Source organism: Nocardia sp. NBC_01377 (genome assembly GCF_045040005.1).
Taxonomy (GTDB): domain Bacteria; phylum Actinomycetota; class Actinomycetes; order Mycobacteriales; family Mycobacteriaceae; genus Nocardia; species Nocardia noduli.
Genome location: NZ_CP109566.1, coordinates 2,213,157 through 2,239,155, shown reverse-complemented (window position 1 = coordinate 2,239,155; position 25,999 = coordinate 2,213,157). Strand labels below are relative to the sequence as shown.

Here is a 25,999-nt window from a genome sequence, read left to right as displayed (position 1 = left end):
AGAGGCGTTACAGCAGCACATCGCCGGGATGCCGTTCGTCTCGCCGACACCATACCCGCAGCCCAGAACAGCTTTTGTCATCACCCGATACCCGCGAGCACGCGGAGAGGGTTGACCATAGTTTGCTGTACTGCTCGATTGAGCGGTAAGAACAGTTCAGACCAACCGGTCGCTTTTACTCGATCGAGGAGTATATATTCGGAGCGGAAAGGTGTTCGGATCGGAAGAAGTCAGCCGTTGATTCGACACCCGGTTTCACGCATCTGTGAGTAGAGAGATTTTCACAAATGGTCGAGAGTGACCTCTCGGCACGGACCGGACAAATCCGCCCGCGCACCCCATCGAATCCGTCAGACCGCCGTTCGCTGAACTCCCCGGTCCCGCGCACGATCCATTGTGGCCCCCTGAAAAATGCCCGATGCCCACCGAGCGACGGTGCGGAGTCCGCTCGGTGGGCATCTCCATCGGACGGGCCGGGGCGGGAGCGGTCGGGGAACCGACAGCCGACCGGGGCCGTGCCGATGGGCGATGCGTCGCGCCGTCGGGATCGTGGAGAGTGGTCTCGATCCCGACGGCGCGACGCGGGTCTTGCGTCGGATCAGAGTGAACCGCCACCGCCGATCAGCCACGGATTGAATGTGCACGTCAACTGCGGATGCCCGACGGGATCGAGCGCGCGCAGCGCGATGGAGAGCGCTCGGGGCGAATACATGAACGTCAGGTGGTCGGAGATATCGGAATCACATCCGTCCTGCAGAACGATGTTGTCGACCGTCGCGCCGGGGCCCGCCTTCAGAAAGGTCGAGTCGAAGGGCGTGGTGACCTCGTCGTACCTCGTACCGACCACGGTGTAGTCGACACCCGGCACGGTATCGCCGACCGCGTTCAGCCGGTTCGTGAAATCCGAACCGACGGTCTGCTGAATTCCGGCGTGCCCGACGAACAATTCGACGAAACCGAGGATGTCGATGCCGAAGTTGTTGATGGCACGGCCGAGCGCGCCGATGCCGTCGAGGGTGGTGCCGTGATGGGTCGCGCCGAAGGTGACGAGTTTGCGAACCTTGTCCGCACCGCCTTCGTACTTGACGTACCAATTCGCCATCGAGCCGCCCTGGGAATGGGCGACGATATCGACCTCGGACGCGCCGGTCGCGGCGCGCACACGGTCCACGAAGACGGCGACCTGTTTCGCCGCGTCCTGGATGTAGCCCGTGCCCATCACCCCGGGAAGCAGCGCGCCGACTCCGCCGCCCTGTATCAGCGACGACCTACCGTAATTGAAGGTGAACACGCAGAATCCCGCGTCCTTCATCGGCTGGCCCATGTAGGCGAAACCGTTGTAGGCGTTCATCCACGTGCCGTGCAGCGCGACGACCGGCCTGCGATCAGGATCGGTGGTCTTGCAGTTCCAGTCGTTGGTGCCCGGCGGCGCGACATCGGGATGACTCATGCCGTAGGCGAACGCCGACAGCCAGGCCGTCTGCGGCGGGCCGTAACCGACCGTGTCACTGGCGTATCCACCGGACAGGCCAGAACTGCTCCCGGAACCGCCGTAGCAGTCGCCCGAGCCGTTTCCCGAACCCGCCCCACTGCCGGAGTTGCACGCGGACCCCGAACCCGCCACCGGCTCCGCCTTGCGGCCCGCGGCGATGTAGTCGGCCAGATTCTGTTCGGTGGGCGCGGGCTGCGGCTCGGCTCGCACCGAGGCCGCCGTGAAGTTCATGGCGAGGACGCAAACGCCCATCATGACAGCGGCACTGGTCCGAACTGTCGAACCACGACGGCGGATACGTCGTTTCATTCGATTGCCTTCCTGGAGAACATCGGTGTTCCGGGCCCGGTGGGCCACGACTTCGGTCGAAAGAGACCGAAACTGCCCCGAACGCTAGGTCCGCACCACCCCGTTCTCCCAGACAACGAACCGCCTCTGGACAGCTCATCAACGACACCGACACGCGCTAGGTACCGCGCACAAATCACACATAGGAACCGCGTCGCCGAGCGCACTGTTCTACCAAAACCGCGGTCGCCGAACGGTGAGTTGTCCTCACGATCGACCGATCCTGTTCACCCGCCGCCGTTTCGGGAACAGCATGGGCAGACAGATTTCACCGCGGTAGCCATTCCACGGCCGATCGACGGGAGTCGCGATGTCGGAGACGATCCCCGGCCTACGCCGAACACATGCCCTTCGCCCGGCGCGCGACGCCGAGGCGGTGCCGTCACCGGTCGTGTATCGCCACCTCACCACGGGACCGCATCCGATAGACGGTGACCTGATCCGCGAATTCTCGCGTGCGGTACGACATGTGCCGTCGACGCGGCTCAGCGGACTTCCCGACGGGTACGAATCACCCACCCTCGTCGCCCCGCCCTCGTGTTCCGCGACCGTACTCACCCCGGTACTGGGCGACATCCTCGCCGAGTTCGTTCCCGACGGTGTGGCGGATCGAATTCTGCACGTCGACCAGGTGGTCGAGTTCCGGCGACCGGTCGTCGAGGGCGATCGGCTGACGTGTCGCACCGCCGTCGAGGCGTTCCGGCATTTCGCCGACTACCACGTGCTGTCGATCAAATCCGTCCTCGTCGATCGGCAGGGTGCGGTCAAACAGACCGCGACCACATCGTTGCTGACGCGGATGGGCGGCGCGAGCGGGCCGGTATCCGAGCCGAGGGTCGTCCGCAGCCACGTCTGCGCGGCGCGGACGCGCGGATCGGCGGCGACGCCGAAGCCGATCGCGCTCGACGGACTCACCGTGGGATCCGAACTGCCGCGCTGGGATGTCGGATTGACCCACGACGACCTCACCGACTACGCACGGCTCACCGGGGCCACCGACACCACACCGAGCACGATCGAACTCGCCCTGGTCTCCACCTATCTCGGCAAGGCCGTGGGCGCGGACATCGGAATCACCCGGCTGCGTACCCAGGCCGCGCGCCACACCCACTATCTCGGCCTGCCCGCCCCGGACTCGACGACATTGCGATTCCACGGCCACGTCACCGCCGTCGACGTCAAACACCGGCGCGCGTCGGTCACCGTCACCGTGCACGCCGATGATCGCGGGCTGTTCAGCTACGCCGCCGCCGATCTCCGGCTCCCGGATTAGCCTGCGCGAGAGTCTGTTTCGGGTGCGGCGAGACCGAACAGGCGCGCCAGGCGCCGATGTGATTCCAGCCGGGCGCGACGATCGTATGTGCTGGTGTGGACCAGGATTTCGTCGGCGCCGGTCCGTGCGATCAACTGCTCCAAGGCATCCGCCACCTGCTCCTCGGTGCCGTGGATGTGATCACGCAGCGCGTCGTCGTAGAGGCGGCGTTCACGTTCGGTGAACTCGAGTCGCTCGATCTCCTCCGGCACCGTCAGCGCGGGGAACTCCCCGCGTGTGCGCGAGTAGACGTACGACCACGCTTCGGGCAGCAACAGCCGGTGGGCTTCCTCGACGCTGTCCGCGATGACGACGACGGCCGAGATCATGACGTACGGCTCGCCCCAGGGGCTTTCGCGAAAGTCTCGACGGTAGGACGTCCCGCGGTGCCGAGGTCATACCTGTGTCAACGCGGGGCGTCCCGGCTGATTCCGCCGCGACGGGTCACTGTGCTCCCGGCAACCCCAACGCCGTCGACAGCACCTTCCACGCGCGCGGCAGCTGCGCCTGGAAATCGACCCAGGTGTGCATTCCCGCGTCGGAGTAGTCGACGGTCGCGGGAATACGCAATTCGCCGAGTCGCGCGACAAGCCGCTCGGTGCACGCCCGCGCGCCCGCCTCGAGCGCGACGCCACCGCCCGCGACGGTCAGCGCGTCGACGATATCGGGTGACTGGGCCACCGCGACGAGGTCGGCGTGGGTCGGCGCACCGGAGGCTGCGGACAGGTACACCGCGGTCCCGCGCAACCGCTCGGCGTTGAGCACGGTGTCGTGGGCCACCCATTCCGGGGAGTTGGCCGGACCCCAGAGATTGTCCGCGTTCCCGCCGCGTGAGGCCACGGTGATACTGGTGACGGCGTGGCCGAGCGGGTCCGCCGTCGAATAACAGCCGCTCATCCCCGCGACCGCGCGATACTGTCCCGGATGGCGCTGCGCCAGCATCATGGCCGCCTGGGCGCCCATCGATACGCCCGCGATCGCGCGATCGCCGTCGGATCGCAACAGCGATTCCACGATGGGCGGCAATTCGGTGGTGAGGAAGGTCTCCCAGCGATTGAGCCCGAGCGCGGCGTCGTGGCGTTCCCAGTCGCTGTACATACTGCCGGTGCCGCCGCTGGTCAGCACCACGTCGACCGGTTTGTCCGCGAAGAACTCGGCGGCGCCGCCCTTGGTGAGCCATCCCGAGACCGGATCGCCGTCGACACCGTCGAGCAGATAGAGAGTCGGTCGCGGCTGGTCACCGGCGCCGCGCAGCACGTCGACGTCGATGACGCGGCGCATGGCCGCGGACGCGATATGCAGACGTTCGTGCCTGCCGCCCATGTTCTCGCTGCTCAGCAGCCCGGTGCGGGTCATCTTCGGGTCGATCGGCGGCGGAGGCGTGACCGAGGGGACCGGATTCGTCGGTTCGGCATCGCTGACCTGCGCGCCGACGAAGGCGACCGAGGCCGCGACGGCGGCGGCCATGACGGCGGCGGTGGTGATCGGTACTCGTGTGCTCATGAGACGCGGGCGGTCCGATTCGCGCGGCGGGCTTCCGCGGTCTCCCAGCGGCGGAAGGGCGCGGCGCCCTCGTCGAGCAGTGTGATCACGAAGGCAGTGTGCGCTACCGAGCGGCGTTGTGCCACCCAGGCCATGCGGGCCGTTCCCCGGCGCCGATCCGTGGCGGTCCCGGCGGCGGGATGCCCGCGGTCGCGGCGTGGAACACCGTGCGGCGAAAGGACTTCGGGACAGGTAACGTCCGTGCCGCGCCATGTGTCGGATTTCCGCACGCACGGCACGTCGACGCTGGTCGACGGGGTACTCACTCGCAACTCCTTCTGCCTGACGTGGAGTCCGGGCACACTGTGAGACTAGGTCGGCCGAGCCCGTCTCGAAAGACGATTACCCAGCTGCTGGTCGGTATCACAATCGCGGAGTTCGGAGGGGTCGACCGGTCACAACCGGCCGGTTCAGCGGTCGCCGATCCCCACGGCGTCGGCTTCGACCACGGGGTCGGTGGACTCGACCGGATACAGTCCGGGCGGTCTTCGGTCCTTTCTGACCCGGTCGAGCAACTCGTGTGCGCGGGCGGCCAGCTCGGGGATGCGCTCGGTGCGTCCCGCGACGACCGTGGCGGTCAACGGCACCTCGGCGACCGCGCTGACCAGTTCCAGTACTTCGGCCGTCATCGCGAGCGGGGTCAGCGCGCTCGCCGCCTCGCTCGGTACCAGCACGGTCCCCCCGTCGGTGGACAGCAGCGCCAGCGCGCGGGAGCCGAACGGGTCGGCCAGCGCCGACTGGACCCTGCGCAATTTCCTGCGGGCGGCCGCGTGACCGCTGCCGGGCCGCTTCTCGTCCGGATGCCGGGGTATCGATACCGCGACCACCTGGTAGACCGGGGCGATCGTGATACCGGTCTGCTTGGCCAGCTGGGCGACGCCGTGCCCGCCGAGCAGTGCCGAGACCAGGGTCTGGGCCGCGGTCTGGTGCTCCTTGGCGACGAGCCGATGCTCCTCGACATAGGCCGCCGACGCGGCCACCGTCACCATTTCCAGCGCCTGCACGATGAGCCGGGTGCCCGCGACCACCTGTTCCGCGTCGCCGTCGCCCGCCGCGGCGGCCAGGAATTCGAGGCCGGAGCGAATGCCGTCGTGATAGGCGCCGAGGACCGATTCCAGTGCGATGCCCTCGCGCGCCCATCGCACCGCGGATCCGGCTATCTCGTCCGGTTGCCTGACCGGCGTCGACCGTGGACCGAGCGTTCGTACCGCCGCGGCCAGACAGTTGCGCGTGACTCTTGTCAGATCACCCGTCGGATCACCGTGCGCGGCGCCACGTGGACGAGATGCCAGATGTTCGACGAGTCTGCTCTCCAAGGTCTTGATTCCGGACCCGGTTTTCATACCCACCATGACTACCGAAGACTAGCCACCATCGCCTGGAATTACACTCCGCACACCCCGAACTTGGTATCTCATCAGGCTTTACACCCGGCCTTGGGCGAAATCACAAGCAGATCACGACGTTTCGCCCGACGGCGTTCGCAACTGTCTCAGGTAATCGTCCGATACCGGAATTCGCAATAGTTTTCGCGAATTGACGAGCAACTCGTCAGCCACCGCGGCGCGGTGCGTTCACGACCCCCGCGACGCGCAGGGAGCGCGTCCGAGGTGGCGGGTGCGCGGCGTCGGCCGCGCAGATTCCGACGCCGCGCAGCAGCAACGGTAGAACTCGGGACCGGCGTCGGCGGCATGCTCTGTAACAGTCACCAGCGGAAGGCCGATCTATCGGGATCGAGCACAAGGACCATCCGGTGCGGCGCGAGCACGCGCCGCTACCCTGAAGTGAGTGGAGCGCACACCGCCGTGAGCTGTCGCATCAGTTTCCCAGTACAGCTGTGCTGCGCGTCTCATCACGACTAGCATCGAGCGCCGCACCCGAAAACGGCTTCACGCCGACGGACGGGCAGCAACACCGAGTTCGAAGGACAACGCAGAACAAATGAGCGGTACGCGAGAAAAGCTGGAGGAACTCCGGGACATCCTGGAGCTCGCCGAGGAACCCGCTGGCGAGACCGGCATCGCGAAACGCAAGAGCAAGGGCATACCCAGCGCTCGGGAGCGCGTTCGCGCGCTGTTGGATCCGGGGTCGTTCGTGGAAATGGGCGCACTCATGCGTATGCCCGGCACCACCGGCGCGATGTACGGCGACGGCGTCGTGACCGGACGAGGATCGATCGACGGCAGGCCGGTCGTCGTGATCGCCCACGATCAGACGGTGCACGGCGGCTCGGTCGGCGAGATGTTCGGCCGCAAGGTCGCCGCCGCGATGGAATTCGCGCAGGAGAACGCCTGCCCGGTGGTGGCGATCAACGATTCGGGCGGCGCCCGTATCCAGGATGCGGTGGCTTCGTTGGCCTGGTACGCGCTGATGTGCGTGCGCCAGGGCGATCTGTCGGGTTTCGTGCCGATGGTCGCGGTCATGCTCGGCAAATGCGCCGCGGGCTCGGTGTACGGCCCGGTCAACATGGACGTGCTGGTCGCGACCGAGAAGTCCTACATGTTCGTCACCGGACCCGAGGTCATCAAGGCGGTGACCGGCCACACCGTCACCGCCGAGGAACTCGGCGGCGCCGCCGTGCAGGCCGAGATCGGCACCATCCACCATGTCGCGCCCGACGAGCAGGCGGCCTTCGACTGGGTTCGGTCGTACCTGAGCTACCTGCCGTCGAGTTGCCTCGAACAGCCGCCCGTCGTCAATCCGGGGCTCGAGCCGGAGCTGACCGCGCACGACCTGGAACTGGACTCGATCATTCCCGACGCCGACAAGGTCGGCTACGACATGCACGAGATCCTGCTGCGGATCTTCGACGACGGGGCGTTCCACGAGATCGCCGCGGCGACCGCGCAGAATCTGATCACCGGTTTCGCCCGCGTCGACGGGCGCAGTGTCGGCGTCGTCGCCAACCAGCCGCAGGTGCTCGGCGGCGCGCTCGACGCGCAGTGCTCGGACAAGGCGACCCATTTCATCCGGCTCTGCAACGCCTACGGACTGCCGATCATCTTCGTCGTCGACACCCCTGGCGTGCTGCCCGGTGTCGAGGAGGAGAAGGCGGGCGTCATCAAACGCGGTGGACGCTTCTTCCGGGCCGTCATCGAGGCGACCGTGCCGATCGTGACCATCGTGACCCGCAAGGCCTACGGCGGCGGCTACGCGGTCATGGGCTGCAAGCAGCTCGGCGCCGATATCAGCCTGGCCTGGCCCACGGCCCGGATCGCGGTCATGGGCGCCGAGAGCATGGTGGGAATCATCGGGCGCAAGCAACTGGAGGCCGCCCCCGCCGACCAGCGGCCCGCGGTTCGTCAGCAGATGATCGACTTCTACAACGCCACCATGGCGACCCCGTGGATCGCGGCCGAACGCGGATACATCGATGCGGTGATCGAGCCGTCCCAGACGCGGCTCGAGATCCGCAAGGCACTGCGGCTGCTGCGCGACAAGGACGCGGTGCGCAAGCACAATCCGCGCAAGCACAGCCTCTTTCCCGTCTGATCGTCGACCGGCCGGTCGCGCGCGGTCAGTTCGCGTCGCGACCGCCCCAGTTGATGCCGACGGTCTCCCATTCGGTTTCCCAGAGCCGCGACCGTCGTCGATCCAGACCGCGACGCACCAGCAGATAGGCGGCGGCGCAGGCGAATACCGTCGTCGCGACGACGGCGCTACAGGTGAGCACCGCGCGGCTCAACGGCCGCGTCGGCGACGGCGGCTGCACCGGACGGCCGGTGTCGTTCAACCAGATCGGCACCACCGCACCGACTTTCACCATGACGTCGCTGTGGTAGTCACCGGCGTGTTCGGTCCCGTCGGGGTCGCGCCACGACACCTGCACCGGGGTGATCGGCGCGTACAGCGGCGCCTTGCCGACCTCGGTCACCGTCGCGTCGACCCGGTGCAGCCGGGCGGTCTCCTGTTGCACCGCACGACTATCCGTGCCGTAGATCGGCCGCCCGATGAGCAGTACCGCCAGCGGCACGACCGCCACGGCCGCCACCGTGAGCAACAGCGCGACGACCGCCTGCCATCGGTCCTCGCGCCTGCGCATCGGATTGCGGTCCAGGCCGACGCGGCGGCAGGTCCGGCGGACGATATCGACAGACCCGATCGTCATGACCGTGACTCCTCGACTCGGATTTCGGTGACAAGCGCGCCGAGGGTCGCGAAGAATCGGTCGACGAGCCGGGGCAGCGCCGCGGGGTCTTCGCCGTCCGCCCATGCCCTCGACGCGGCGAGCAGCATGCCCGATCCCGCGGCGACCGCGGCGGCCGGACGCAGATCCGATCCCGCGTCGACACCGAGACGTGCGGCGATGATGCGCACCGACTCCTGCCCGCCCTCTGCCCTGATCCGCTGATAGCCGGCGAACAGCGCGGGTTCGGACTCGATCCGCCGGAACAATTCCCACCGACGGATCAACCGTGAGGCGTCGACTCCGCCGTATTCCGCGGTCAGCCAATCGTCGACCGCGCCGCGGAAGGCGATCAGCGGCGGTTCGGTGGACGGACGACGCGACAGCGCGTCGTTGAGCCGGTGCACGTCCTGGTCGACATCGCCGAGGACGGCTTCCTCGATCGAACAGAAATGCCTGCTGAAGGTCCGCCGGGTCACACCGGCGCGTTCGGCGATCTCCTCGACACCGAGCGCACCGAAGCCGCGCTCGGCCAGCAGGTCGAACGCCGCACGCGACATGGCCTCGCGACTGCGGCGGGTGCGCAGCCTGCGACCGTCCGGATCGACGTCACCCATGGTCGACGTCATCGTCGGTACCCATGGCACCATCCTACAACTATTGTCCCAATGAGACATTTGATTCGCGGTGCGGTCACCGGTGACGACGACGCCCGCTCCGCGCTCCGGACCCTCATGCAGGACGGATAGCCGCACGACATCGCGGTGAAACGGGCGGATCCGCCGCGAGGTTTGTGAGTTGTCACGAATTGTCGCGGAAATGCGGGCGCCGACCCCGCGGGAACTTCGGCGCAATATCCGGCGCGGAACGACCGGAGATAATCGAATAGTGTCCGAGCACAGTCCGATTCGAGCCGCGTCGTGACCGCCGACAAGCCTTCCACCAGCCCTGATCATGGCTGCTTGACCGCAGTTGAATCCAGGGTTACAAATGAATTCTCCGCCGACCCGAGCTGTTCGAACCGGCCGACGAGAATTGCACGCCAGTGGTTACCGATGTCATCGACGTGGTCGCGGAGTTCGCGATCGATCGCACCGCAGTATGGGATCTGTTGCTGGAGCCGCAGACGTATCCCAGGATTTTCCCCGGCATCGGAGCGTGCGAACCGCTGGAGAGCGTCGACGGACACACGATGCTGCGCTTCCGGGTCGGCACCGCCGAACTCGGCATCCGCACGCACACCGTGCGGGTCGTGATCGGCCGCATCCGCGACGGGTTCGAACTACAGTGCCCCACCGAGGGCAGTTTCGCCTCCGTGCGATTACTCGGAGACGACCAGCGCACCCGCGTGATCATCACCTTCTTTGCACCGACCCGCATGCATCCGGCGCTGGCGGACATGTCCAACGCCGTCGTCGCCGACTGGACCCACAACGGCTTACAGCGGATCGAGGATCTGGTACTCGGCGCGAACACCTCCGTCGTGGTCAACGGCGAGGATTCGCCGGTGCGCAGGCGTGCCGAGGTCGCCAAGCAGATCGTGTCGAGCGGAGTGATGCGCGCCTACCGGATCGATCGCGGCATCAAACAACTGCGGCGACTGTCGGAGTGGGGTTTCAATCTCGCGGGCGGCTACGCGGCCGCGGCGGCCTACTCCCCCGCCCGGGCCGCGATGGTCGACGGACATGTCACCAGGACATTCGACGAGATGCACCGTCGCACGAACGCGCTCGCCGCCGCCATGCACGCGAACGGACTCGCCGCGGGCGACGCGATCGGCCTGCTGGCCAGGAATCACGGCGGCATGGTCGAGGTGATGGTCGCCGCGGGCAAACTCGGCGTCGACGTCGCCCTGCTCAACACCGGTCTGCCCACCCGCCGCATCGAGGAAGTCGTCCAGCGCGACAAACTGTCCGCACTGTTCGTCGACGCCGAATTCGATCACCTCGTGCAGTACCTGCACTCCGATATCGCACGCTACGCCAGCGATATCAGGGCACCAGGCACCGGCCACCTCACGGTGGACGACCTGATCGAACAGCGACACGAGACCTTTCCCAGGCCGACGCACCCGGGCAAGCTGATCGTGCTGACCTCGGGCACCTCGGGCACCCCGAAGGGCGCGCGCAGGCCGCATCCCAAGGGTTTCGCCACGGTCGCCGCCCTGCTGTCGCGCATACCGATGCGCATCGACGACACCATGCTCATCCCCGCACCGCTGTTCCACACCTGGGGTCTGGCCGCGTTGCAGCTGAGCACCGCGCTGCGCGCGACGGTGGTACTCCCCGCCCAGTTCGATGCCGAGGACTGTCTGCGACTCATCGCCGAACATCGGGTCACCACCTTCATCGCGGTGCCGATCATGGTGCACCGCATTCTCGAACTGCCGGTGCATATCCGAGAGCGCTACGACACCTCGAGTCTGCGGGTGGTCGCCAGTTGCGGTGCGCCGCTGGCGGCGAACACGGTGTTGCGTTTCATGGACGGCTTCGGCGACATCCTCTACAACGTCTACGGCTCCACCGAGGTGTCGTGGGCTTCCGTCGCGGACCCGTCCGATCTGCGCGCCGCGCCGACCACGGCGGGCAGACCTCCGCTCGGCACCAGGGTCGCGGTACTCGGCCCCGATCTGAAGCCGCTCCCGGTCGGCGCGACCGGCCATATCTTCGTGAGCAACCACATGCTCTTCGACGGCTACGTCAACTCGGCGCCGCCGAACGAGGCGGACGGCATGATCGACACCGGCGACCTGGGCTATCTCGACGCCACGGGTCGGCTCTACATCGACGGCCGCGATGACGAGATGATCATCTCCGGCGGCGAGAACGTCTTCCCGCGACCGGTGGAGGAGGCGCTCGCCTACCTGCCCCAGGTGAGCGAAGTCGCCGTGGTCGGCGTTCCCGACCTGGAGTACGGCCAACGTCTGGCCGCGTTCGTCGTCAAACACGAAGGTTCGGGCCTGGATTCGGATATGGTTCGCAGTTACATCCGGCATCGGCTGAGTAGATTCTCCGTGCCGCGCGATGTCACATTCCTCAGTTCGCTGCCGCGCGGTGAGACCGGCAAGATCCTCAAGCGGTTGCTCATCGGTCCCGGTGCCGCCGACCCGCCGATCATCGGCACGGTCGCGCCGGGCACACCCTGAGCGAAGGGCCGCCGCGCGCAGGCCGCGGCCTCCGGCATCCCTTGCGCTACTGTACATTTCACGACGCTCGAGCAGTGTCGCTGTGAGTACGACGAAAGTGTCCCGAACAGCGCCGATTCGGCGGAACCGGCCTTAATCTCGAGATATGTCAGCCCTCGACCAGCTCGAAACATGAACGCGCACAGCTCACCGGGCATCATCATCCGGAGCAACGAGATACTCAATTTCTTCGGCAAATGCCCGGCGTGCGGATATCCCGCGCGAGCGAGCGACGCCAGGGGCGTGCGGACCGACAGCCCGCTGCGCGCGACGGTGTGGGCCAGCTGCGAGCTGCCGTGCGGCTGGTCCGGGCAACTGCCGCTCACGATCATGACCTGATCGGCATGCGGTTGCGTACCTCCTTCGCGCAGCGGGTACTTCGCGTCGCGCTGCTGATCGGCTGCGTCGCGCTCGCCGGGTGCGGCGCCGCCACCGCACCGACCGCCGCGTCCGGTGCCGGTCCGTCCTGGGATCCCTGCGCCGAGATCCCCGACGCGATGATCGGTCGGGTCGGGCTGGACCCGGCGTCCGAGCGCAGGGATATCGCCATCGCGCCGGGACCGAAGTGGGCGGGGTGCGGCTGGAGCGGCGCGAGTACGGCGCTGCGGATCTTCTCGGCCGATCGCGAGTCGGCCCGGGATGTGCGCGAGGCACCCGGCGCACACGACTTCGCCGAGGTCACGGTGGCGGGACGCGCCGGGGTGCGCTACCGGCCGGACTACGCCGACCCCACCGTGGACTGCGGTCTCGCGTTCACCACGGCCACGGGCGGTCAGATCCGGCTGCGGCTGGACGTGCGGCCCGATCCGGCGACCGCCACTCCGGCCTGCGATCTGCTGACGCGCACCGCCGAGGTGCTGGTTCCCGTCCTGCCGTGATCGGGCCGGATCAGCGCAGCAGTACTTCGGCGGTGGCGCGTCCGAACAGTTTGCGCTGTTCGCACGTCGCCGTCAGTGCGATGGTGGCCGAACGTCTGCCGACATCGATCGCCTTCACCCTGCCGCCGAATTCGATGGTGCTGTGCCGGTCCGATTCGACCGGAACGAATCCGGCGAACCGCACCGAGTACCCCGTCACCGCGGCCGGATCCCCGAGCCAGGACGTGAGGTAACCCGCGCCGAGCCCCATGGTGAGCAGACCGTGCGAGATCACCGCGGGCAGTCCGGCCGCCTGGGCGACCTCGTCGCTGAAATGGATGGGGTTGGCATCACCGGAGACACCGGCGTAGTTGACCAGGTCACCACGGGTGAGCCGCACCCGTAACGGCGGCAGCTCGGTGCCGACGGCGAGATCCTCGAATGTGGGCACACTGCGTGAGCGGCGACCGGGCGGCAGCGCGAACAGCCGATCCGTGTCGACCTGCTCGTGATACTCGAGCAGGCCTGCCGCGCTCAACGGATCGATGTCGGCTCGCGCGGCACGCCGGTCGCTCGATGATCCGCCGCTCAGGATGACCCCGTCGACGGCGCGGGCGAGTTCGCCTGCCACGGTCGCCCCGGTCTGCGCGACCACGGTCGTGTGCGCGGATTGCACCGTTTCGCCGTAGTGGTCGGTGAGGAGGTTCTCGACGACCATGAAATCCTTGTCGCCGAACCGCCGGAACGACTCGACGTGGGAATCGCAACGCAGCCGATCACCCGCGACGAGCGGACGCCGCATCCGTATCCGCTGCTCGGTGTGGAGCACCTGGCCGAGGTCGTAGCCGGTGAGTACCGACTCGAACAACATGCGCTGCAAGGTGATCCAGAGGATCGCCGGAAAGGTCAGCGGCGCGATCAGGCCGTCGTACCCCAGCGCGGCGGCCGCGCCCTCCTCCCGGTGCGCCGGATGCTCGTCGCGTACCGCTCTGGCGAACTCGCGGATCTTCTCCCGGCCCACCTCGTAGTGATCGACCATCCGGTAGCGACGTCCGACCAGGGCTGCTGCCTGCTCGGACGGGGTCATGGCTGGGGTGACGGTGGTAGAGACGCTCACGTGGGTAGATCGCGCGCCGACGCCCGAACGCAACGATCCACCCCGTTATCGGCCGTTCCGATCAGCACTCGTTCGGCGCGGGCACCCCTCGCAGACGCTCGTCCATCCAGAGGATCGCCTCGGGGAAACCGAGCCCGCCCGCGATGACGTGCTCCCCGAGCACACTGCGATAGACGGCGCTCACCCCGAGTGCGCACTGCTCTCGGAACAGGTTCCGCGCGCCCTCTGCGGGGATCCACCACTCCTGCTCACCGTTGTAGATATACAGCGGCACCGGCGATTTGATGCCCTCCATCCTGGTCTCCCGATAGATCTGCGCCGCGAATTCCGAATTCAGCGGATCGGGGAAATTCGCCGCGACGTCGATCGGCAACAGCAGCAGGCCCGCGGCGCCGAAAACGTCGGCGCACAGATCCTTCACCGGCGAGGTCGCGATCCACTGCGCGAGATTGTTCATCCGGCCGAGAATCTCGGTGCGCTCGCGGGCGATGCCGAGCACCGCGCCCATGAATACCCCCGATGCCAGATTGGCGTTCATACTGCGCGACAGGATCTCGTAGTCGGCGGGAACTCCGCCGACGACGGCACCCACGACGACGTCGACCAATTCCGGTGCGTAGTCGGGCATCACCTTCACCGCGCCGTGCGTCGCGATCGCGCCTCCGGAGTAGCCGATCAGCCCGAAGCCGCTGTCCCCGAAATCGTCCGGAAGCAGTCCGCGCACCGCGCGAATCGAGTCCAGGATGGCGTGACCCGCGACGACCGGTTCGGCGTAGGCCATCCGCGGTCCCTCGTGGTCGGGAACCAGGACCGCGTATCCACGCAGCAGGGCGAGTTGGATCGCGGGCGGAATGTAGTCCGTCACGCTGATATCGCTGTCCCAGCCGTGGGCCATCGTGTAGCCGGGCGTGCAGTCCCGGCCCAGTCCGTTGATCGGCAGATTGTTCACCAACACCGGTCGACCGCCCGGCCCCGGCCACGCGCCCAGCGGCGTGACGAGTGTCGCGGTGGCGAAGGAGGGTCTGCCGTAGACATCGGTCGTACGGAATTTCAACAGCAGCGCCCGATCGAACGGCATCAGGACGAGCGCGCCCGCGGTGGCGCTGACATCACGCACCTCGATCAACTGTCCCGGCGCGAAAGTGTCTAGATCGGCGGGCCATTCGTCGAAGATCGGATCGCGCACCGGGGACGGCAGCACTGCCGCCCGCAGGGCCGCCAACTCGGGTTGACCGTCCGCCACCTCCACCTGCGGTGAATTCGGTGGTGCGGCCGCGACGACGGGCGGTGCGGGAATCACCGCGTCGATCCACTGTTGCAGGCCCGGCAGGATCGAACCCGAGGTGTCGACCAGCGGCGGCAGGCCCGAAAGGTCGGGCAGCGCGGGCAATCCGGGAATCACGGGCGGCGGCGGCTCGGCATGGGCTCGACCGGACACGGCCGGAACGACGAGCAGCATCGTGAGGAACAGGACACGCAGAAATCTCATAGCACACGCCTCTGGGTGCGATTGCGGGTTCGCTGCGCCCCGGCGTGTGCGGATTTCGACCTCGAAATGCCCCCTTGTCGTGCCGGTCGCAGAGCACTCAGGCTAACCCGACACGCCCGGGCGCAGGCCCGACCGTTTTCGAGTTGTGCGTGTCACGACGCCGAATCGCAACAAGGAGAACCGAATTCCCGAAAACTGTGTCCCCAACAGTTACTCGGCGCACTCAACAGTTGGTCGGTGCCGACTCCCCACGGAATCTGGCGTCCAGCCAGCTCAGCGCCGATGGAATGCCGATGACGGCGGCGGTGAGATGGTCCGGCACCGGAATCTGTTCGGACTGCACCCGCACTCCGGCGGCACACCAGCGCCGATCGGTGTTCACCACCGAGTCGACCGGGATGAGGGCATCGATGGGCGAATGCCATTCGAAGACCGGGGTTCTCGGCACCCCGTCGTAGAGTTCGAGACTGTTCTCCTCCACCACCGCACGGGCGGTGCTGATACCGATCATCGTGGTCGTCTTCGCGAAATCCACCGCGCCGTGTCCGGCGCCGGTCGCGATGAGATCGTTGGTGCAACTGTTCGCGATGGCGTCGCGCGCGGCCAGACCGCGTTCGTTGAGCTGCTCGCTGAGCGGAAACCGTTCGGGATATTCGCGTTCCAGTCCGAGACCGGCGGCCAGCGCCAGTCCGAAGACCGGATGCGCACCGAGCCCGAGTCCTTCCATCATCTTCACCAGGTTCATCGGCACGCCACCCATCGCCGCGCCCGCGATCTCCAACTCCGGCGCGTAGCGCGGCGCCATGGCCGCCGCCCATGCCACCGCCATGCCACCGCCGGAATAGCCCGCCATGGCGACCGGACTCTTCGCGACCCGGAGTTCGGCGACCTGCTTGACCGCCTTGATCCCGTCGAGGGGGTGATCTGTCCGCCGAGTCTGGCCGCGCCGTAGGCGAATTGGGGCCCCGGATGGTCGGGTAGCGGGACACTCCAACCGCGCGCGAGCAGGACGTTCCACCCGGGCGCCTCGCGGACGACCAGATTCGGATCGCCGGTGTAGAGCACCCGCGACACCGAGCATTCCGCGCCCAGTCCGTTGACGATGTGCTGGAACGACAGCAGCGGACCGCCTTCGCGGTGCGCGCGTGGCGTGAGCACCGTCGTGGTCGCGGCGATCGGCTTGCCCTCGGAATTCGTCGAACGGAATCGCACGACGTGTACCTCCCCATCGGCCGACGTCGTGGACAGTCCTCGGTACCGGCCCACCCGAGCGCCAGTGTTCGTGGGGTATGTGTTGACAATTCACAGGACGTCGCCGGTTCGATTGTGCGGATCGAAGAAGGGCCGCTGGTGAGTCTCCCAGCGCTCGCGGAGACGCGCTGTGACTTATCAAGCGCTCCGGCAGGAACATGTTCCTCACCATGGTGTCGACCTACCTTCGTAGACAGCGGGCGATATCACGCCTGGTCGGAAGGGAGACGGTGGCATGGACGGCACTGCGACAACCGAGGCGACGAACGGCACGGCGACGAACGGCGCGCGGGAAGTTCCAACCCAGCGGGTGACCGTCTACTTCGACGGCACGACTCCCGAGGACGCCCTCGTCCTGGAATACGCGGCGACCCGGACCGAGGCGTGGGAGTTCACCACGGCCGCGGTGCACGCGGGCCTCACCGTCACCGTGGACGGCATGATCCGCCCCGATCTGCGGCGACTACCGTGCCGGTCGCTCTGGCGCTGAACGCCTCACAGCCGGTCGAACAGCCCACGCAGGAACGCGAGCACATCGGGAAAGGCCTGGCTCGCGGCGCCCAGATGATCACCCGAATAGATGCCGACCCGCAGGTCCGCGCCGCCCGCCGTCAGGTCGGCGATCAACTTGGCGCCGAGCGGGGCGGGTACCTCGAGATCCGTCAGCCCCTGCCCGACGAACAACGGCGTCGCGTACCCGGTCATCGGAATCTCCAGCATCGCCCGCACCGCCTCGAGCAGGGCCGGATCGCGAAGCGGACGCGCGAGCATATCGCCGATGGCGATATCGCGGACGAGCGCGTCCGCGTCCGCGACGCAGTTCTCCTCCACCACGCGCACCACCGCGGCGCCGGTGGGCGTCAGATAACCATCGATATCCAATTCGGGCGCGGTCGCCCGTAGTCCCGCGACGATCATGGCGAAATAGGCGGTCGTGTTGCGCAGCGGCAGTCGCGGTATCCACGGACCGAACAGCGGGGCGAGCAGTTCCAGATTCGACGGGGCCCCGGTGGCAGCCGCGCCGCGGAAATCGAGTTCGGGGGCGTCGTCCGCGGCGGAATGCGCGGTGAACAGGGCGGTCTGGCCGCCCTGGGATTGTCCGAGCACCGCCCAGCGGGAACTCAGCTCGGGCGCCGTGGCGCGGGCGGCCCGCACCCCGTCGATGACACTGCGCGCCTGCGAAGGGCCGTCCAGGTACGGGTGCGTGCCCGGTGTGCCGAGACCGACGTAATCGGAGATCACGACGGCGTACCCCGCCGCCAGCAACGCCGGATAGACCGACTTCAGATAGTAGTCGCGCGGGCGCAGCGTGAAAACGCAATGATCGGCGATGCCGACGGTGCCGTGCGCGTAGGCCACGATCGGCCATCCACCCGGTGGCGGCGTTCCCGTCGGCAGATAGACCGCGCCCGCGCTCAGCATGGGACCGCGCGGACCGCGCGATCGGTAGATCAGGCGGTGTGCGGCACTCGCCTGCGGCACCGACGCCTCGTCCGGCAGCGGTCCCACCTCGATCACCGAACCCGGGTTGTCGGCCGGATCCGCCGACACCTGGCCGGACAGCGCGACCGTCACCGCCAGCGCCATCGCCGCAGTGCCCGAAATTCTCCGAGTCCACCTCATCGATCGACTATCACCACCGCGAGCCTATTTCGGCAAGCCACCACATACTGTGGCTCGGCGACGACGGTCACGGGTATGCCGGGGAATGGCTACGCTCGAGTAGGCACCGCCAGGATCGAGAGGATGGACGTGACACCGAGAGCCCGGCACCGAGCCGGAACCCCCCGAACCCGCTCCCCGCGGGCCACCGCCGTGATGATGGCAGCGCTGGCGATGTCATCGGTCGCCGCCGGATGCGGCGCCGGGAATTCCGCCGATTCCGTCGCCGCCCCGGCGCCGACGACAACGACGATCGTGGCGACGACATCGGCCGCCCCTCCCGTCGGCACCGATACGGTCGCACTGCCGACATTCGACCCGTACGCCGACCTTCCGCTCATCGATCGCGTGGAGTGGATCGAGAGCGTGGACGGCCCCCGACTGCTGGTCTACCCGACCACCGCGGGTAGGCGCACCACGTCGGCGGGCAACGAGGAACGCGCATGGCAGGAAGTGCTCGCGCACTCACCCGACGCCGAAACCCCCGGCATGCGTGATCAATTCGTCTGCCATTGGGACTGGGCGAGGCTGGTCCAGCCGAACAAGCCGAGCTGGAATCTCGAACCGTGGCGACCGGCCGTCGGTTATCAGGGCACCGTTGCGGCGTCGTGTAATCCCGGCGGTCCCGAACGCTGAGCCCGGCGGCGCGGTCGATCCCCGGATACCGGAAGCACCGAAACCTACGACAGGAAGGATCGATCGATGCATATCGTCATCGCAGGCGGCCGCGGAAAGATCGCGCTGCTGCTGGCCGAGGCGGCCGCGCGTCGCGGGGACACCGTGGACGGTCTCATCCGCGACCCACGCCACGCCGACGAGGTCCTCGCCACGGGAGCCAGGCCGGTCGTGGTCGACCTGGAATCGACCACTCCCGCCGAACTCGCTGCGCTCGTGAAGGGTTCCGACGCAGTGGTTTTCGCGGCGGGAGCCGGTCCGGGCAGCGGCGTGGCGCGCAAGTACAGCGTCGACCGCGACGGTTCGGTACTGCTCGCCGACGCCGCCGAGGCGGCAGGTGTCCGCAGGTTCGTGCAGATCTCGTCCATGGGGGCGGGCGAGCCGCCCGCCGCGGGCACCGACGAGGTGTGGGCCGCCTATATCGACGCGAAAACGCAGGCCGAGAACGATCTCCGGCGCCGCGATCTCGACTGGACGATCGTGCGGCCGGGCCGCCTGGTCGATACCATCGGGACCGGACTGGTCCGGCTCGGTGCGCCGCCGATCGGCCGTGGCGATATACCGCGCGCCGATGTCGCCGCCACCATCGCCGAATTGCTGCACACCCCCGCGACCGCCGGCGCCACGCTCGAACTCGTCGGCGGCGACACCCCCTTCGCCGATGCGATCGCCGCAGCCATTAGCTGAAAGATAGCCATAGCCGTTGAGGTGGTGTCGGATTGCGGATGCCCCGGCATCGGCGTCACGCCGCCACCTCACCCGACGGACGGTCACCACCCTTCGGAGCCGGACGTCGCATCGACAGCGGCGGCGCAGCGCCCTCCTCCCGATCCACCCCCTGCCGGACAGGGTTATGTCACAAATCGACAGTCGATATTTCGACGAACCGTCCGGTTCGGCTGAGCAGACCTCATAATCCGCCCCGAAAAATGGTTCGTGCGAATGCAATCGATCGTGCAGATGCACTTGCATACCCACGGTCGACGGTCCTAAACTCAGTCCCGCAGAGCTTTACAGGGGACAACCAGGGGAGGCCGTGTGTGCGAACCGACGGCCGAGTCGCCAATGGTTTGCTGCCGCCACATGTCAGGGGTTTTCAGATGGACCGACCACTTTCCGGCGGCAGGCTCGGGTACGCCGACGCCGCACTGGCCGACCAGCCAGCGAACGGTATGACAACTATGAGCACATATGCGGCCCGCAACGGCCACAGAAATATCGCGTACTCGCGGGAGACCGCGGTCGCCTTCGTCATCGACGCGGTCGAATCCACCGGTGCCGCCACCCGGAACGATTTCGATATCGACCGGATCGTCTCCATCGCGCACGCGATGGCCGACGATTGGGATATGAAGGCCTTGCAGCCGGCCACGTTCTGGCGCATCGCCTCCAGTTTCATCAAACAGTAGCGTCACCCGACGCCGCCGCACGCCGTCGGGCTTCCACACCGCCGTGGAGGCCGATGAGCCTTTTCGTGTCGACATATCGACTATCGACGCGTCAGAGGCACGCGGAATAGCGCCGCGAGAATTTCGGCGGGACCGTTGTGTGTCCTCGTTGCCCTGTGCAGCCACACGGTCCGCGAAAGTCGACGTGTGCCACGAAAACCTCGCTCGTCACCGCACAAAGAAATTGGGTGTTTGCCGATTCGATCGGCAAACACCCAATTCTTTCAGGCCGGTATCAGCGCTCGGTCGCGTACTTCCGCAACATGTCGATCGACTTCTCCGGCGGCAACGCCTGGACGCTCAACCGGTCCATCACCGACAGATACTGGGCGAGATCCTGCCTGCGATCCAGATACAGGGCGCTGGTGAGATGTTCCAGGTAGACGATATCCGGAAGTTCCGGCTCGGCGAAACGCAGAATGCTGAAAGAGCTTCCCGCGGCGGCATGTTCACCGGCCGAATACGGAAGTACCTGGATGGTGATATTCGGAACGTCGGCCAGCTCGATGAGATGTTCCATCTGTTTGCGGTGCACGGCCGCGCCGCCGACGGGCCGTTGCAGCGCCGCCTCGTCGATCACCGCCCACACGATGGGCGGTTCGATGGGGCGGAACAGCAATTGCTGCCTGCGTTGGCGGACGGCGACGCGACGATCGGTGTCGGCGTCGTCGGTGCCCAGCGTGAGGACCGCCTTGGCGTATTCGGGCGTCTGCAACAGGCCGGGCACCAAATGCGCTTCGTAGGTACGGATCTTGCCCGCCGCCTGCTCCAGCCCCAGATAGGTACTGAACCAGGATGGCAGCAGATCGCTGTAGCGGTGCCACCAGCCGGGTTCGTTCGCTTTCCGCGCCAGATCCAAGAATGCGTCGCGCTCTTCCGGATCGATGACACCGTACAGCGTCAGCAGGTCGCGGATATCACGCTCTTTGAAGCCGGTGCGGCCCAATTCCAGGCGACTGATCTTCGCGTGCGATCCACGGATGGACTCACCGGCATCCTCTCGGGAGATACTCTTGCTCTCCCGGAGTCTGCGTAGTTGTCCACCGAGCGCGATCCGAAGCACTGTCGGACCACGTTCCGCGACAACTGATTGCACACGACCGTCGTCATCGGGTTCTGCGATCATGGAGTTCGTCTCCGATACTCGAGGTTGCCCATCAGTGTGTCACATACGCACCCCTGTAGGACACACCGCACCGACCGCAATGTTACCTTTCAGCTAGTCAAATCATCGAACTCTCCCGCTTTGGCACCGCGAACGAACGCGTCGATCTCCGGCCGGGTGTAGAACAGCACGCTTCCCTCGGGATCGCGCGAGTTGCGCATGGCGACCATGCCACCCGACGCCTCGGCGACCTCCACGCAGTTCCCACCGTTCGGACCGCTGAACGAACTCTTGCGCCAAGCGCTTTCGATCTTGCGCACAGATGTATCGGGCATTTTCCACTCCTCGGATCACACCGGTGTAGTGACGAATCGTGTTTTCGGACTTGCAGATGCACGCTCAAACGTTCTTGCATCCGCACGGACGCGAGGACGATAGCACGGAGTTCACCGTGGCGCACCGAATAGATCAGACCTACCGGTCGGCTTTATTGAGCCATTCCATTGCGGCCACACGAATCCCGTGCTCAGGTCACCGATCCGGGCCGCTCGAGTGACCCGAATCTTGTACTGTCACAGTGCACATCGGATGTACCAGCCATTCGCGACACCCTTCACGGCGTGCCGCCGAACACGCTTGCTGAGGAGCCAGAAGAATGTCAGAAGACAACTCCCCCTTGATCAGAACCGATATTCCCCATTCGGCCCGCATCTGGAACTACTGGATGGGTGGCAAGGACTACTACGAAATCGACCGCATCGCAGGTGATGCCGGCATCGAGGTCGACCCCGACATCACCACCATGGCGGTGCAGTCGCGCCAGTTCCTCATCCGCGCCGTCACCTACCTCGCGGGCGAGGTGGGCATCCGCCAGTTCCTCGATATCGGCACCGGGCTGCCGACCATGCAGAACACCCATCAGGTGGCGCAGAGCGTCGCACCCGAATCGAAGGTCGTCTACGTCGACAACGACCCCCTCGTCCTCACCCACGCCAGGGCGCTACTGACCAGCACGACCCCCGAAGGTGTGACCACATACGTGGATTCGGACTACCACTTCCCCGAGCAGATCATCGCCGACGCCCGCAACGTGCTGAATTTCAACGAGCCGATCGCCGTCATGTTCATGGGCGTGCTCGGCCACGCCAAGTCCTACGACGAACTGCTGCGCATCGTGCACACCGTGCTCGACGCCGTCCCCGCAGGCAGCCATCTGGTGATGTGGGACGGCAGTGACGACAGTCCGGCCTACGTGACCCTGTGCGAGAACTACACCGGAACCGGTGGCACACCGTATGTTCCACGGCCTCAGGCCCAGATCCGCGCCGTCTTCGACGGCCTCGACCTGGTCGAGCCCGGCTTCACCTCGATCACCCAGTGGCGTGCCGCGGATACCGAGGTCGGCGAGACCCGTCCCATTTCGGCCTACGGCGCGGTCGCCCGCAAAGTCTGAGCTGCTTCCCCGCGAATTCGAAGCAGCCCGTGGCGGTTTCCGACCGGTAGGTCGGAAACCGCTATTTTCATACCAGGCGGCTTTTTCCGAATACCGTGGGCGTTCTTGCAAATGTACTTGCATCCGCAACGTGCGAACGCATAAACTCGTTCTCGTGAAACGGGGAGATAACGCCGAGACAACTCTCCGGCGTCACCGCGCACTTCGACTCCCCCGAGCCGCAAGCGAGGGGCGGTCGATATGAGCCAGGCATTTCGCGCTCCCCGTTCGTCCGGAATCAACGGCGTCGGTATTGATGTAGCACGGACCCGCACCGTCGCGGAACGAGCGGTGAGCGACTGCGGCGCCGAACCGGGCGGCCTCACCTACCGTCGCGCTCGCGAAATCCTCACCCTCCACGAGGTTCACGGACCACAGTGTCGCCAGTGGCTCGCGGCGGCCGCGTATCTCTCCGCCGGCCTCGACGACGAGTAGCTCGCAAATCCACTTGCGCACACGGATGTTCGTACAAATGTGCTTGCATTTGTACCACACACGGCCCTACACTCGAGCGCGTTAGATCAGGGGATTTCGCATCCGGAGCCCGCGCCGACGTCGCCGAGCGGATTTCGGGTGCGCCAGTAGTCCAGAGGCGCGCATTGGACCAGTCACCACACCGTTCCCACAGGCTCGGCATCGCCGACATCGCCGCCGTCTACGGCACGGAGGCCTTACATCACCGCATCGCCCAGTTGCGTGCGAGCGGTCAGCACTATGCCGCGGTAGCCATCGAGCACGAAATCCGCAGCGGCGGAGCAGCGGAGCGCGCCGGCGGGTAGACCCCCACCACCCCCTCGAGGGCGTCGGCGACCGCGGCAAGCCCGCGGCCGCCGCCCTCTTGTAGGCGACCCTCGATCCGATTCCCCCGCAACGGGTCCCGCAGACCCTGCGAGAACTCTCCAGTACCAGAAGATGTCCCATGAACCCTCGCCAGGTTCATAACTATTTCGTATAGTGATGTAACAATTCGGACGCAGATGTATTACGCCCGAGAATCACTGGAGCGACGTATGACCTTCTCCACGCTGGACCTGTCCGCTGAAACGCCGGACTCGGCGCTCGAGATCGGCGGCCGACCCGCGTCGGTGCCGCTGCAGAACACAGACCGGGTCGCCTCGCGCATGGTCGGATACTTCGCCACCTGTATGGCACCGTGCCGAACCCTGCCGGGTGAGCAATTGCGCGGAGACGTCACCAAGATGACCAGGAGTTGTCTGGCACTGGCCGCCGAGATGTTCGACCGGCGCTCGGTCCCCGATGACGCGCGCCTGGGCGAAGTGCGCGAGGCCGCCGCGCAATGGGCGAGGGAGGCGGTGCCGCTCGGTACGATCCTGCGCGCCTACCACCAGGGCCTACGCATAGCGTTCGGCCTGGTCACCGCACGCGCCAAGGCCGACGACGTCGACGAACTCCTCGTCGCGACCGATCTCATGCTCGAACTGCTCGAGGCGATCACGGTCGCGGTCTCCGATGCCTACGTCGACGAACAGCACCTGGTGGCCAGGGAACATCAGACGGCATCCCAGACGCTTGCCTCGGCATTGCTGAGCGGGCGCCGCAGCTCGGCGCTGGCAAGGCAGGCCGGAATTCCGATCGCGGACTCCTACGAGGTGGTGGCGCTGTCCATCCCCGAACACGCCGACGAGCGTGATCCGCGGGTGGACTCCCAGGTCGCCGCACGGCGCAAACTGCGCAGGCTACAGTCCGAACTCGCCACCTCGTTGGAATCGCGGGCGCTGACCCTGCTCTCCACCAAGGGCGGGACACTGCTCATCCCCGTCTCCGACGCGGGCCCGACCCTGACGGCCGACGTCCTGGCCACGCTCACCGAGGCCGCCGGGGTGCCGATCACCGCGACCGTGGTGGTCACCGAAACCGATCAGGTACCCGAATCCGCGGATCAAGCACACGAACTACTCAATCTGGTGCGGGTCGGCGGACGCGAACCGGGCCTGTACCAGATGGACGATCTGGCGGTGGAGTATCAGCTGACACGCGGCGGACCCGCCGTGCGGCGGATCGCGACCATCCTGGAGCCGCTCGACGCCCACCAGGAATTGTTCGACACCATGCGCGCCTACCTCGGCAACGACATGAACCGGCAACTGACCGCGCGTCAGCTCTACGTCCATCCCAACACCGTCGACTATCGACTGCGCCGCATCGCCCAGCTCACCACGATCGACCTGGCGACCTCGTCGGGTATCTCGCAGGCGGCGATCGCGTTGCTCGCCCGCGACCTCGACCGTAGCGTGACCCGACGTCTCTGAGATATACCGTCTCGCTATACCGTGTCGAATTCGTGCTGGACGGCCACGGCGTGACGGGGGATCCTGGAACCCCGTGCCCCTGGATGGTGTGAATATGCGAATCGCCGAAATCCTGCGCAGGAAAGGCGCCGACGTCACGACCGTCGCGCCCGAGACAACGGTGCGCGCACTGCTCGCCACATTGGCCGCGCACAATATCGGAGCGGTGGTCGTCTCGTCCGACGGCCGCGCGATCGCGGGCATCGTCTCCGAGCGTGACGTCGTCCGCAGCATGTACGAACACGGCGCACGACTACTCGATATCACCGTCGCGGAGATCATGACCGCGGATGTGCGGGTGTGCGCGCCCGACGACCGGGTCGACGGTCTGCGCCGGATCATGACCGACCATCGCATCCGGCATCTGCCGGTGGTCGACGACGGCCGATTGGTCGGGATCGTCAGTATCGGCGACGTGGTGAAGAGCGCCATCTCCGAACTGGCCACCGAACGCCAGCGCCTCGTCGAATACGTGCAGGGTCAGTACTGATCGGTGTCGTCGGCTCGTCGCGGGCATCGGACGCGGCGACCGGGTGCCGTGCGCGCGAAACATGTTGTCCACCTGAAATCTTCGATGGCCCACGGAAATG

Annotated in this window: 25 protein-coding genes and 1 pseudogene; 13 read left to right on the top strand and 13 right to left on the bottom strand. The window is 66.6% G+C overall.

Features of this window, described 5'->3' with window-relative positions; genetic code table 11:
* Positions 1-598: 598 nt before the first annotated feature.
* Positions 599-1,801, bottom strand: a complete 1,203-nt coding sequence (locus OG225_RS10145; protein ID WP_405181424.1) for an esterase/lipase family protein — start codon at positions 1,799-1,801, stop codon at positions 599-601.
* 349 nt (positions 1,802-2,150) lie between these two features.
* On the opposite strand from OG225_RS10145, the gene OG225_RS10140 reads away from it, so the two are divergent.
* Complete coding sequence (locus tag OG225_RS10140) at positions 2,151-3,113, top strand: MaoC family dehydratase N-terminal domain-containing protein (RefSeq protein ID WP_405181423.1); 963 nt, start codon at positions 2,151-2,153, stop codon at positions 3,111-3,113.
* On the opposite strand, the gene OG225_RS10135 is transcribed toward OG225_RS10140, so the two are convergent.
* The 4 genes from OG225_RS10135 to OG225_RS10120 form a co-directional block, all read right to left on the bottom strand.
* Positions 3,110-3,481, bottom strand: coding sequence for a hypothetical protein (locus OG225_RS10135; RefSeq protein WP_405181422.1), 372 nt, complete (start codon positions 3,479-3,481; stop codon positions 3,110-3,112). The two genes, OG225_RS10140 and OG225_RS10135, sit on opposite strands and share 4 nt — an antisense overlap.
* A 115-nt stretch (positions 3,482-3,596) precedes the next feature.
* Positions 3,597-4,655 carry an alpha/beta hydrolase family protein gene (locus OG225_RS10130; RefSeq protein WP_216906849.1) on the bottom strand — a complete coding sequence of 353 codons (1,059 nt, stop codon included), beginning with the start codon at positions 4,653-4,655 and terminating at the stop codon, positions 3,597-3,599.
* Complete coding sequence (locus tag OG225_RS10125; RefSeq protein WP_405181421.1) at positions 4,652-4,960, bottom strand: hypothetical protein; 309 nt, start codon at positions 4,958-4,960, stop codon at positions 4,652-4,654. The genes OG225_RS10130 and OG225_RS10125 overlap by 4 nt, the downstream gene beginning before the upstream one ends.
* A 144-nt stretch (positions 4,961-5,104) precedes the next feature.
* Positions 5,105-6,037: a transcriptional regulator gene (locus OG225_RS10120; RefSeq protein ID WP_405181420.1), complete on the bottom strand. Its 933-nt coding sequence runs from the start codon at positions 6,035-6,037 to the stop codon at positions 5,105-5,107.
* 598 nt (positions 6,038-6,635) lie between these two features.
* Between OG225_RS10120 and OG225_RS10115 the strand changes: the two genes are divergently transcribed.
* On the top strand, positions 6,636-8,186 hold the full coding sequence (locus OG225_RS10115; protein WP_405181419.1) for an acyl-CoA carboxylase subunit beta: 1,551 nt from the start codon (positions 6,636-6,638) through the stop codon (positions 8,184-8,186).
* A gap of 25 nt (positions 8,187-8,211) precedes the next feature.
* Here OG225_RS10115 and OG225_RS10110 read toward each other — a convergent pair whose 3' ends face one another.
* Both OG225_RS10110 and OG225_RS10105 read right to left on the bottom strand, forming a co-directional pair.
* Positions 8,212-8,802, bottom strand: a complete 591-nt coding sequence (locus OG225_RS10110; RefSeq protein ID WP_405181418.1) for a hypothetical protein — start codon at positions 8,800-8,802, stop codon at positions 8,212-8,214.
* On the bottom strand, positions 8,799-9,449 hold the full coding sequence (locus OG225_RS10105) for a TetR family transcriptional regulator (protein WP_405181417.1): 651 nt from the start codon (positions 9,447-9,449) through the stop codon (positions 8,799-8,801). The genes OG225_RS10110 and OG225_RS10105 overlap by 4 nt, the downstream gene beginning before the upstream one ends.
* Positions 9,450-9,865: 416 nt before the next feature.
* On the opposite strand from OG225_RS10105, the gene OG225_RS10100 reads away from it, so the two are divergent.
* The 3 genes from OG225_RS10100 to OG225_RS10090 all read left to right on the top strand — a co-directional run bounded on the left by OG225_RS10100 (position 9,866) and on the right by OG225_RS10090 (position 12,882).
* On the top strand, positions 9,866-11,965 hold the full coding sequence (locus OG225_RS10100) for an AMP-binding protein (RefSeq protein ID WP_405181416.1): 2,100 nt from the start codon (positions 9,866-9,868) through the stop codon (positions 11,963-11,965).
* Between the two features lie 171 nt (positions 11,966-12,136).
* Complete coding sequence (locus tag OG225_RS10095; RefSeq protein ID WP_405181415.1) at positions 12,137-12,343, top strand: hypothetical protein; 207 nt, start codon at positions 12,137-12,139, stop codon at positions 12,341-12,343.
* 5 nt (positions 12,344-12,348) lie between these two features.
* The gene (locus OG225_RS10090) at positions 12,349-12,882 is read left to right on the top strand and encodes a DUF3558 domain-containing protein (RefSeq protein ID WP_405181414.1); all 534 of its coding nucleotides are present in this window, start codon (positions 12,349-12,351) and stop codon (positions 12,880-12,882) included.
* A gap of 10 nt (positions 12,883-12,892) precedes the next feature.
* Here the strand turns inward: OG225_RS10090 and OG225_RS10085 are convergent, their stop codons facing one another.
* From OG225_RS10085 to OG225_RS10075, 3 genes and pseudogenes are all read right to left on the bottom strand, one after another.
* On the bottom strand, positions 12,893-13,978 hold the full coding sequence (locus tag OG225_RS10085) for a fused (3R)-hydroxyacyl-ACP dehydratase subunits HadA/HadB (protein ID WP_405181413.1): 1,086 nt from the start codon (positions 13,976-13,978) through the stop codon (positions 12,893-12,895).
* 61 nt (positions 13,979-14,039) lie between these two features.
* Positions 14,040-15,467 carry a lipase family protein gene (locus OG225_RS10080; protein WP_405181412.1) on the bottom strand — a complete coding sequence of 476 codons (1,428 nt, stop codon included), beginning with the start codon at positions 15,465-15,467 and terminating at the stop codon, positions 14,040-14,042.
* Between the two features lie 223 nt (positions 15,468-15,690).
* Positions 15,691-16,697: pseudogene (locus tag OG225_RS10075) on the bottom strand (lipase family protein); the annotation flags it as partial.
* A gap of 256 nt (positions 16,698-16,953) precedes the next feature.
* Here OG225_RS10075 and OG225_RS10070 point away from each other — a divergent pair.
* Entirely contained in the window at positions 16,954-17,208 is a 255-nt protein-coding gene (locus OG225_RS10070) for a hypothetical protein (RefSeq protein ID WP_405181411.1), read from the top strand.
* A 5-nt stretch (positions 17,209-17,213) separates the two neighbouring features.
* Here OG225_RS10070 and OG225_RS10065 read toward each other — a convergent pair whose 3' ends face one another.
* Entirely contained in the window at positions 17,214-18,341 is a 1,128-nt protein-coding gene (locus OG225_RS10065; protein ID WP_405181410.1) for a lipase family protein, read from the bottom strand.
* 123 nt (positions 18,342-18,464) lie between these two features.
* On the opposite strand from OG225_RS10065, the gene OG225_RS10060 reads away from it, so the two are divergent.
* The 3 genes from OG225_RS10060 (at position 18,465) to OG225_RS10050 (ending at position 20,464) form a co-directional block, all read left to right on the top strand.
* Positions 18,465-19,016, top strand: a complete 552-nt coding sequence (locus OG225_RS10060) for a DUF2599 domain-containing protein (RefSeq protein WP_405181409.1) — start codon at positions 18,465-18,467, stop codon at positions 19,014-19,016.
* A 66-nt stretch (positions 19,017-19,082) separates the two neighbouring features.
* A complete protein-coding gene (locus tag OG225_RS10055; RefSeq protein WP_405181408.1) occupies positions 19,083-19,742 on the top strand; it encodes an SDR family oxidoreductase in 660 nt (219 codons plus the stop codon).
* A gap of 413 nt (positions 19,743-20,155) precedes the next feature.
* Positions 20,156-20,464 carry a hypothetical protein gene (locus tag OG225_RS10050; RefSeq protein ID WP_109524354.1) on the top strand — a complete coding sequence of 103 codons (309 nt, stop codon included), beginning with the start codon at positions 20,156-20,158 and terminating at the stop codon, positions 20,462-20,464.
* 274 nt (positions 20,465-20,738) lie between these two features.
* On the opposite strand, the gene OG225_RS10045 is transcribed toward OG225_RS10050, so the two are convergent.
* Positions 20,739-21,629, bottom strand: coding sequence for a helix-turn-helix domain-containing protein (locus OG225_RS10045; protein WP_405181407.1), 891 nt, complete (start codon positions 21,627-21,629; stop codon positions 20,739-20,741).
* 89 nt (positions 21,630-21,718) lie between these two features.
* The gene (locus OG225_RS10040; RefSeq protein ID WP_216906824.1) at positions 21,719-21,943 is read right to left on the bottom strand and encodes a DUF397 domain-containing protein; all 225 of its coding nucleotides are present in this window, start codon (positions 21,941-21,943) and stop codon (positions 21,719-21,721) included.
* A gap of 320 nt (positions 21,944-22,263) precedes the next feature.
* Between OG225_RS10040 and OG225_RS10035 the strand changes: the two genes are divergently transcribed.
* From OG225_RS10035 to OG225_RS10020, 4 genes are all read left to right on the top strand, one after another.
* Positions 22,264-23,061, top strand: coding sequence for an SAM-dependent methyltransferase (locus tag OG225_RS10035; RefSeq protein ID WP_216906823.1), 798 nt, complete (start codon positions 22,264-22,266; stop codon positions 23,059-23,061).
* Positions 23,062-23,699: 638 nt separating this feature from the next.
* Positions 23,700-23,879 (top strand): hypothetical protein, encoded by a 180-nt coding sequence (locus OG225_RS10030; protein WP_405181406.1) that lies wholly within the window; start codon positions 23,700-23,702, stop codon positions 23,877-23,879.
* A gap of 231 nt (positions 23,880-24,110) precedes the next feature.
* Complete coding sequence (locus OG225_RS10025; protein WP_405181405.1) at positions 24,111-25,370, top strand: PucR family transcriptional regulator; 1,260 nt, start codon at positions 24,111-24,113, stop codon at positions 25,368-25,370.
* Positions 25,371-25,464: 94 nt separating this feature from the next.
* Positions 25,465-25,899 (top strand): CBS domain-containing protein, encoded by a 435-nt coding sequence (locus OG225_RS10020; RefSeq protein WP_109524524.1) that lies wholly within the window; start codon positions 25,465-25,467, stop codon positions 25,897-25,899.
* Positions 25,900-25,999 lie beyond the last annotated feature (100 nt).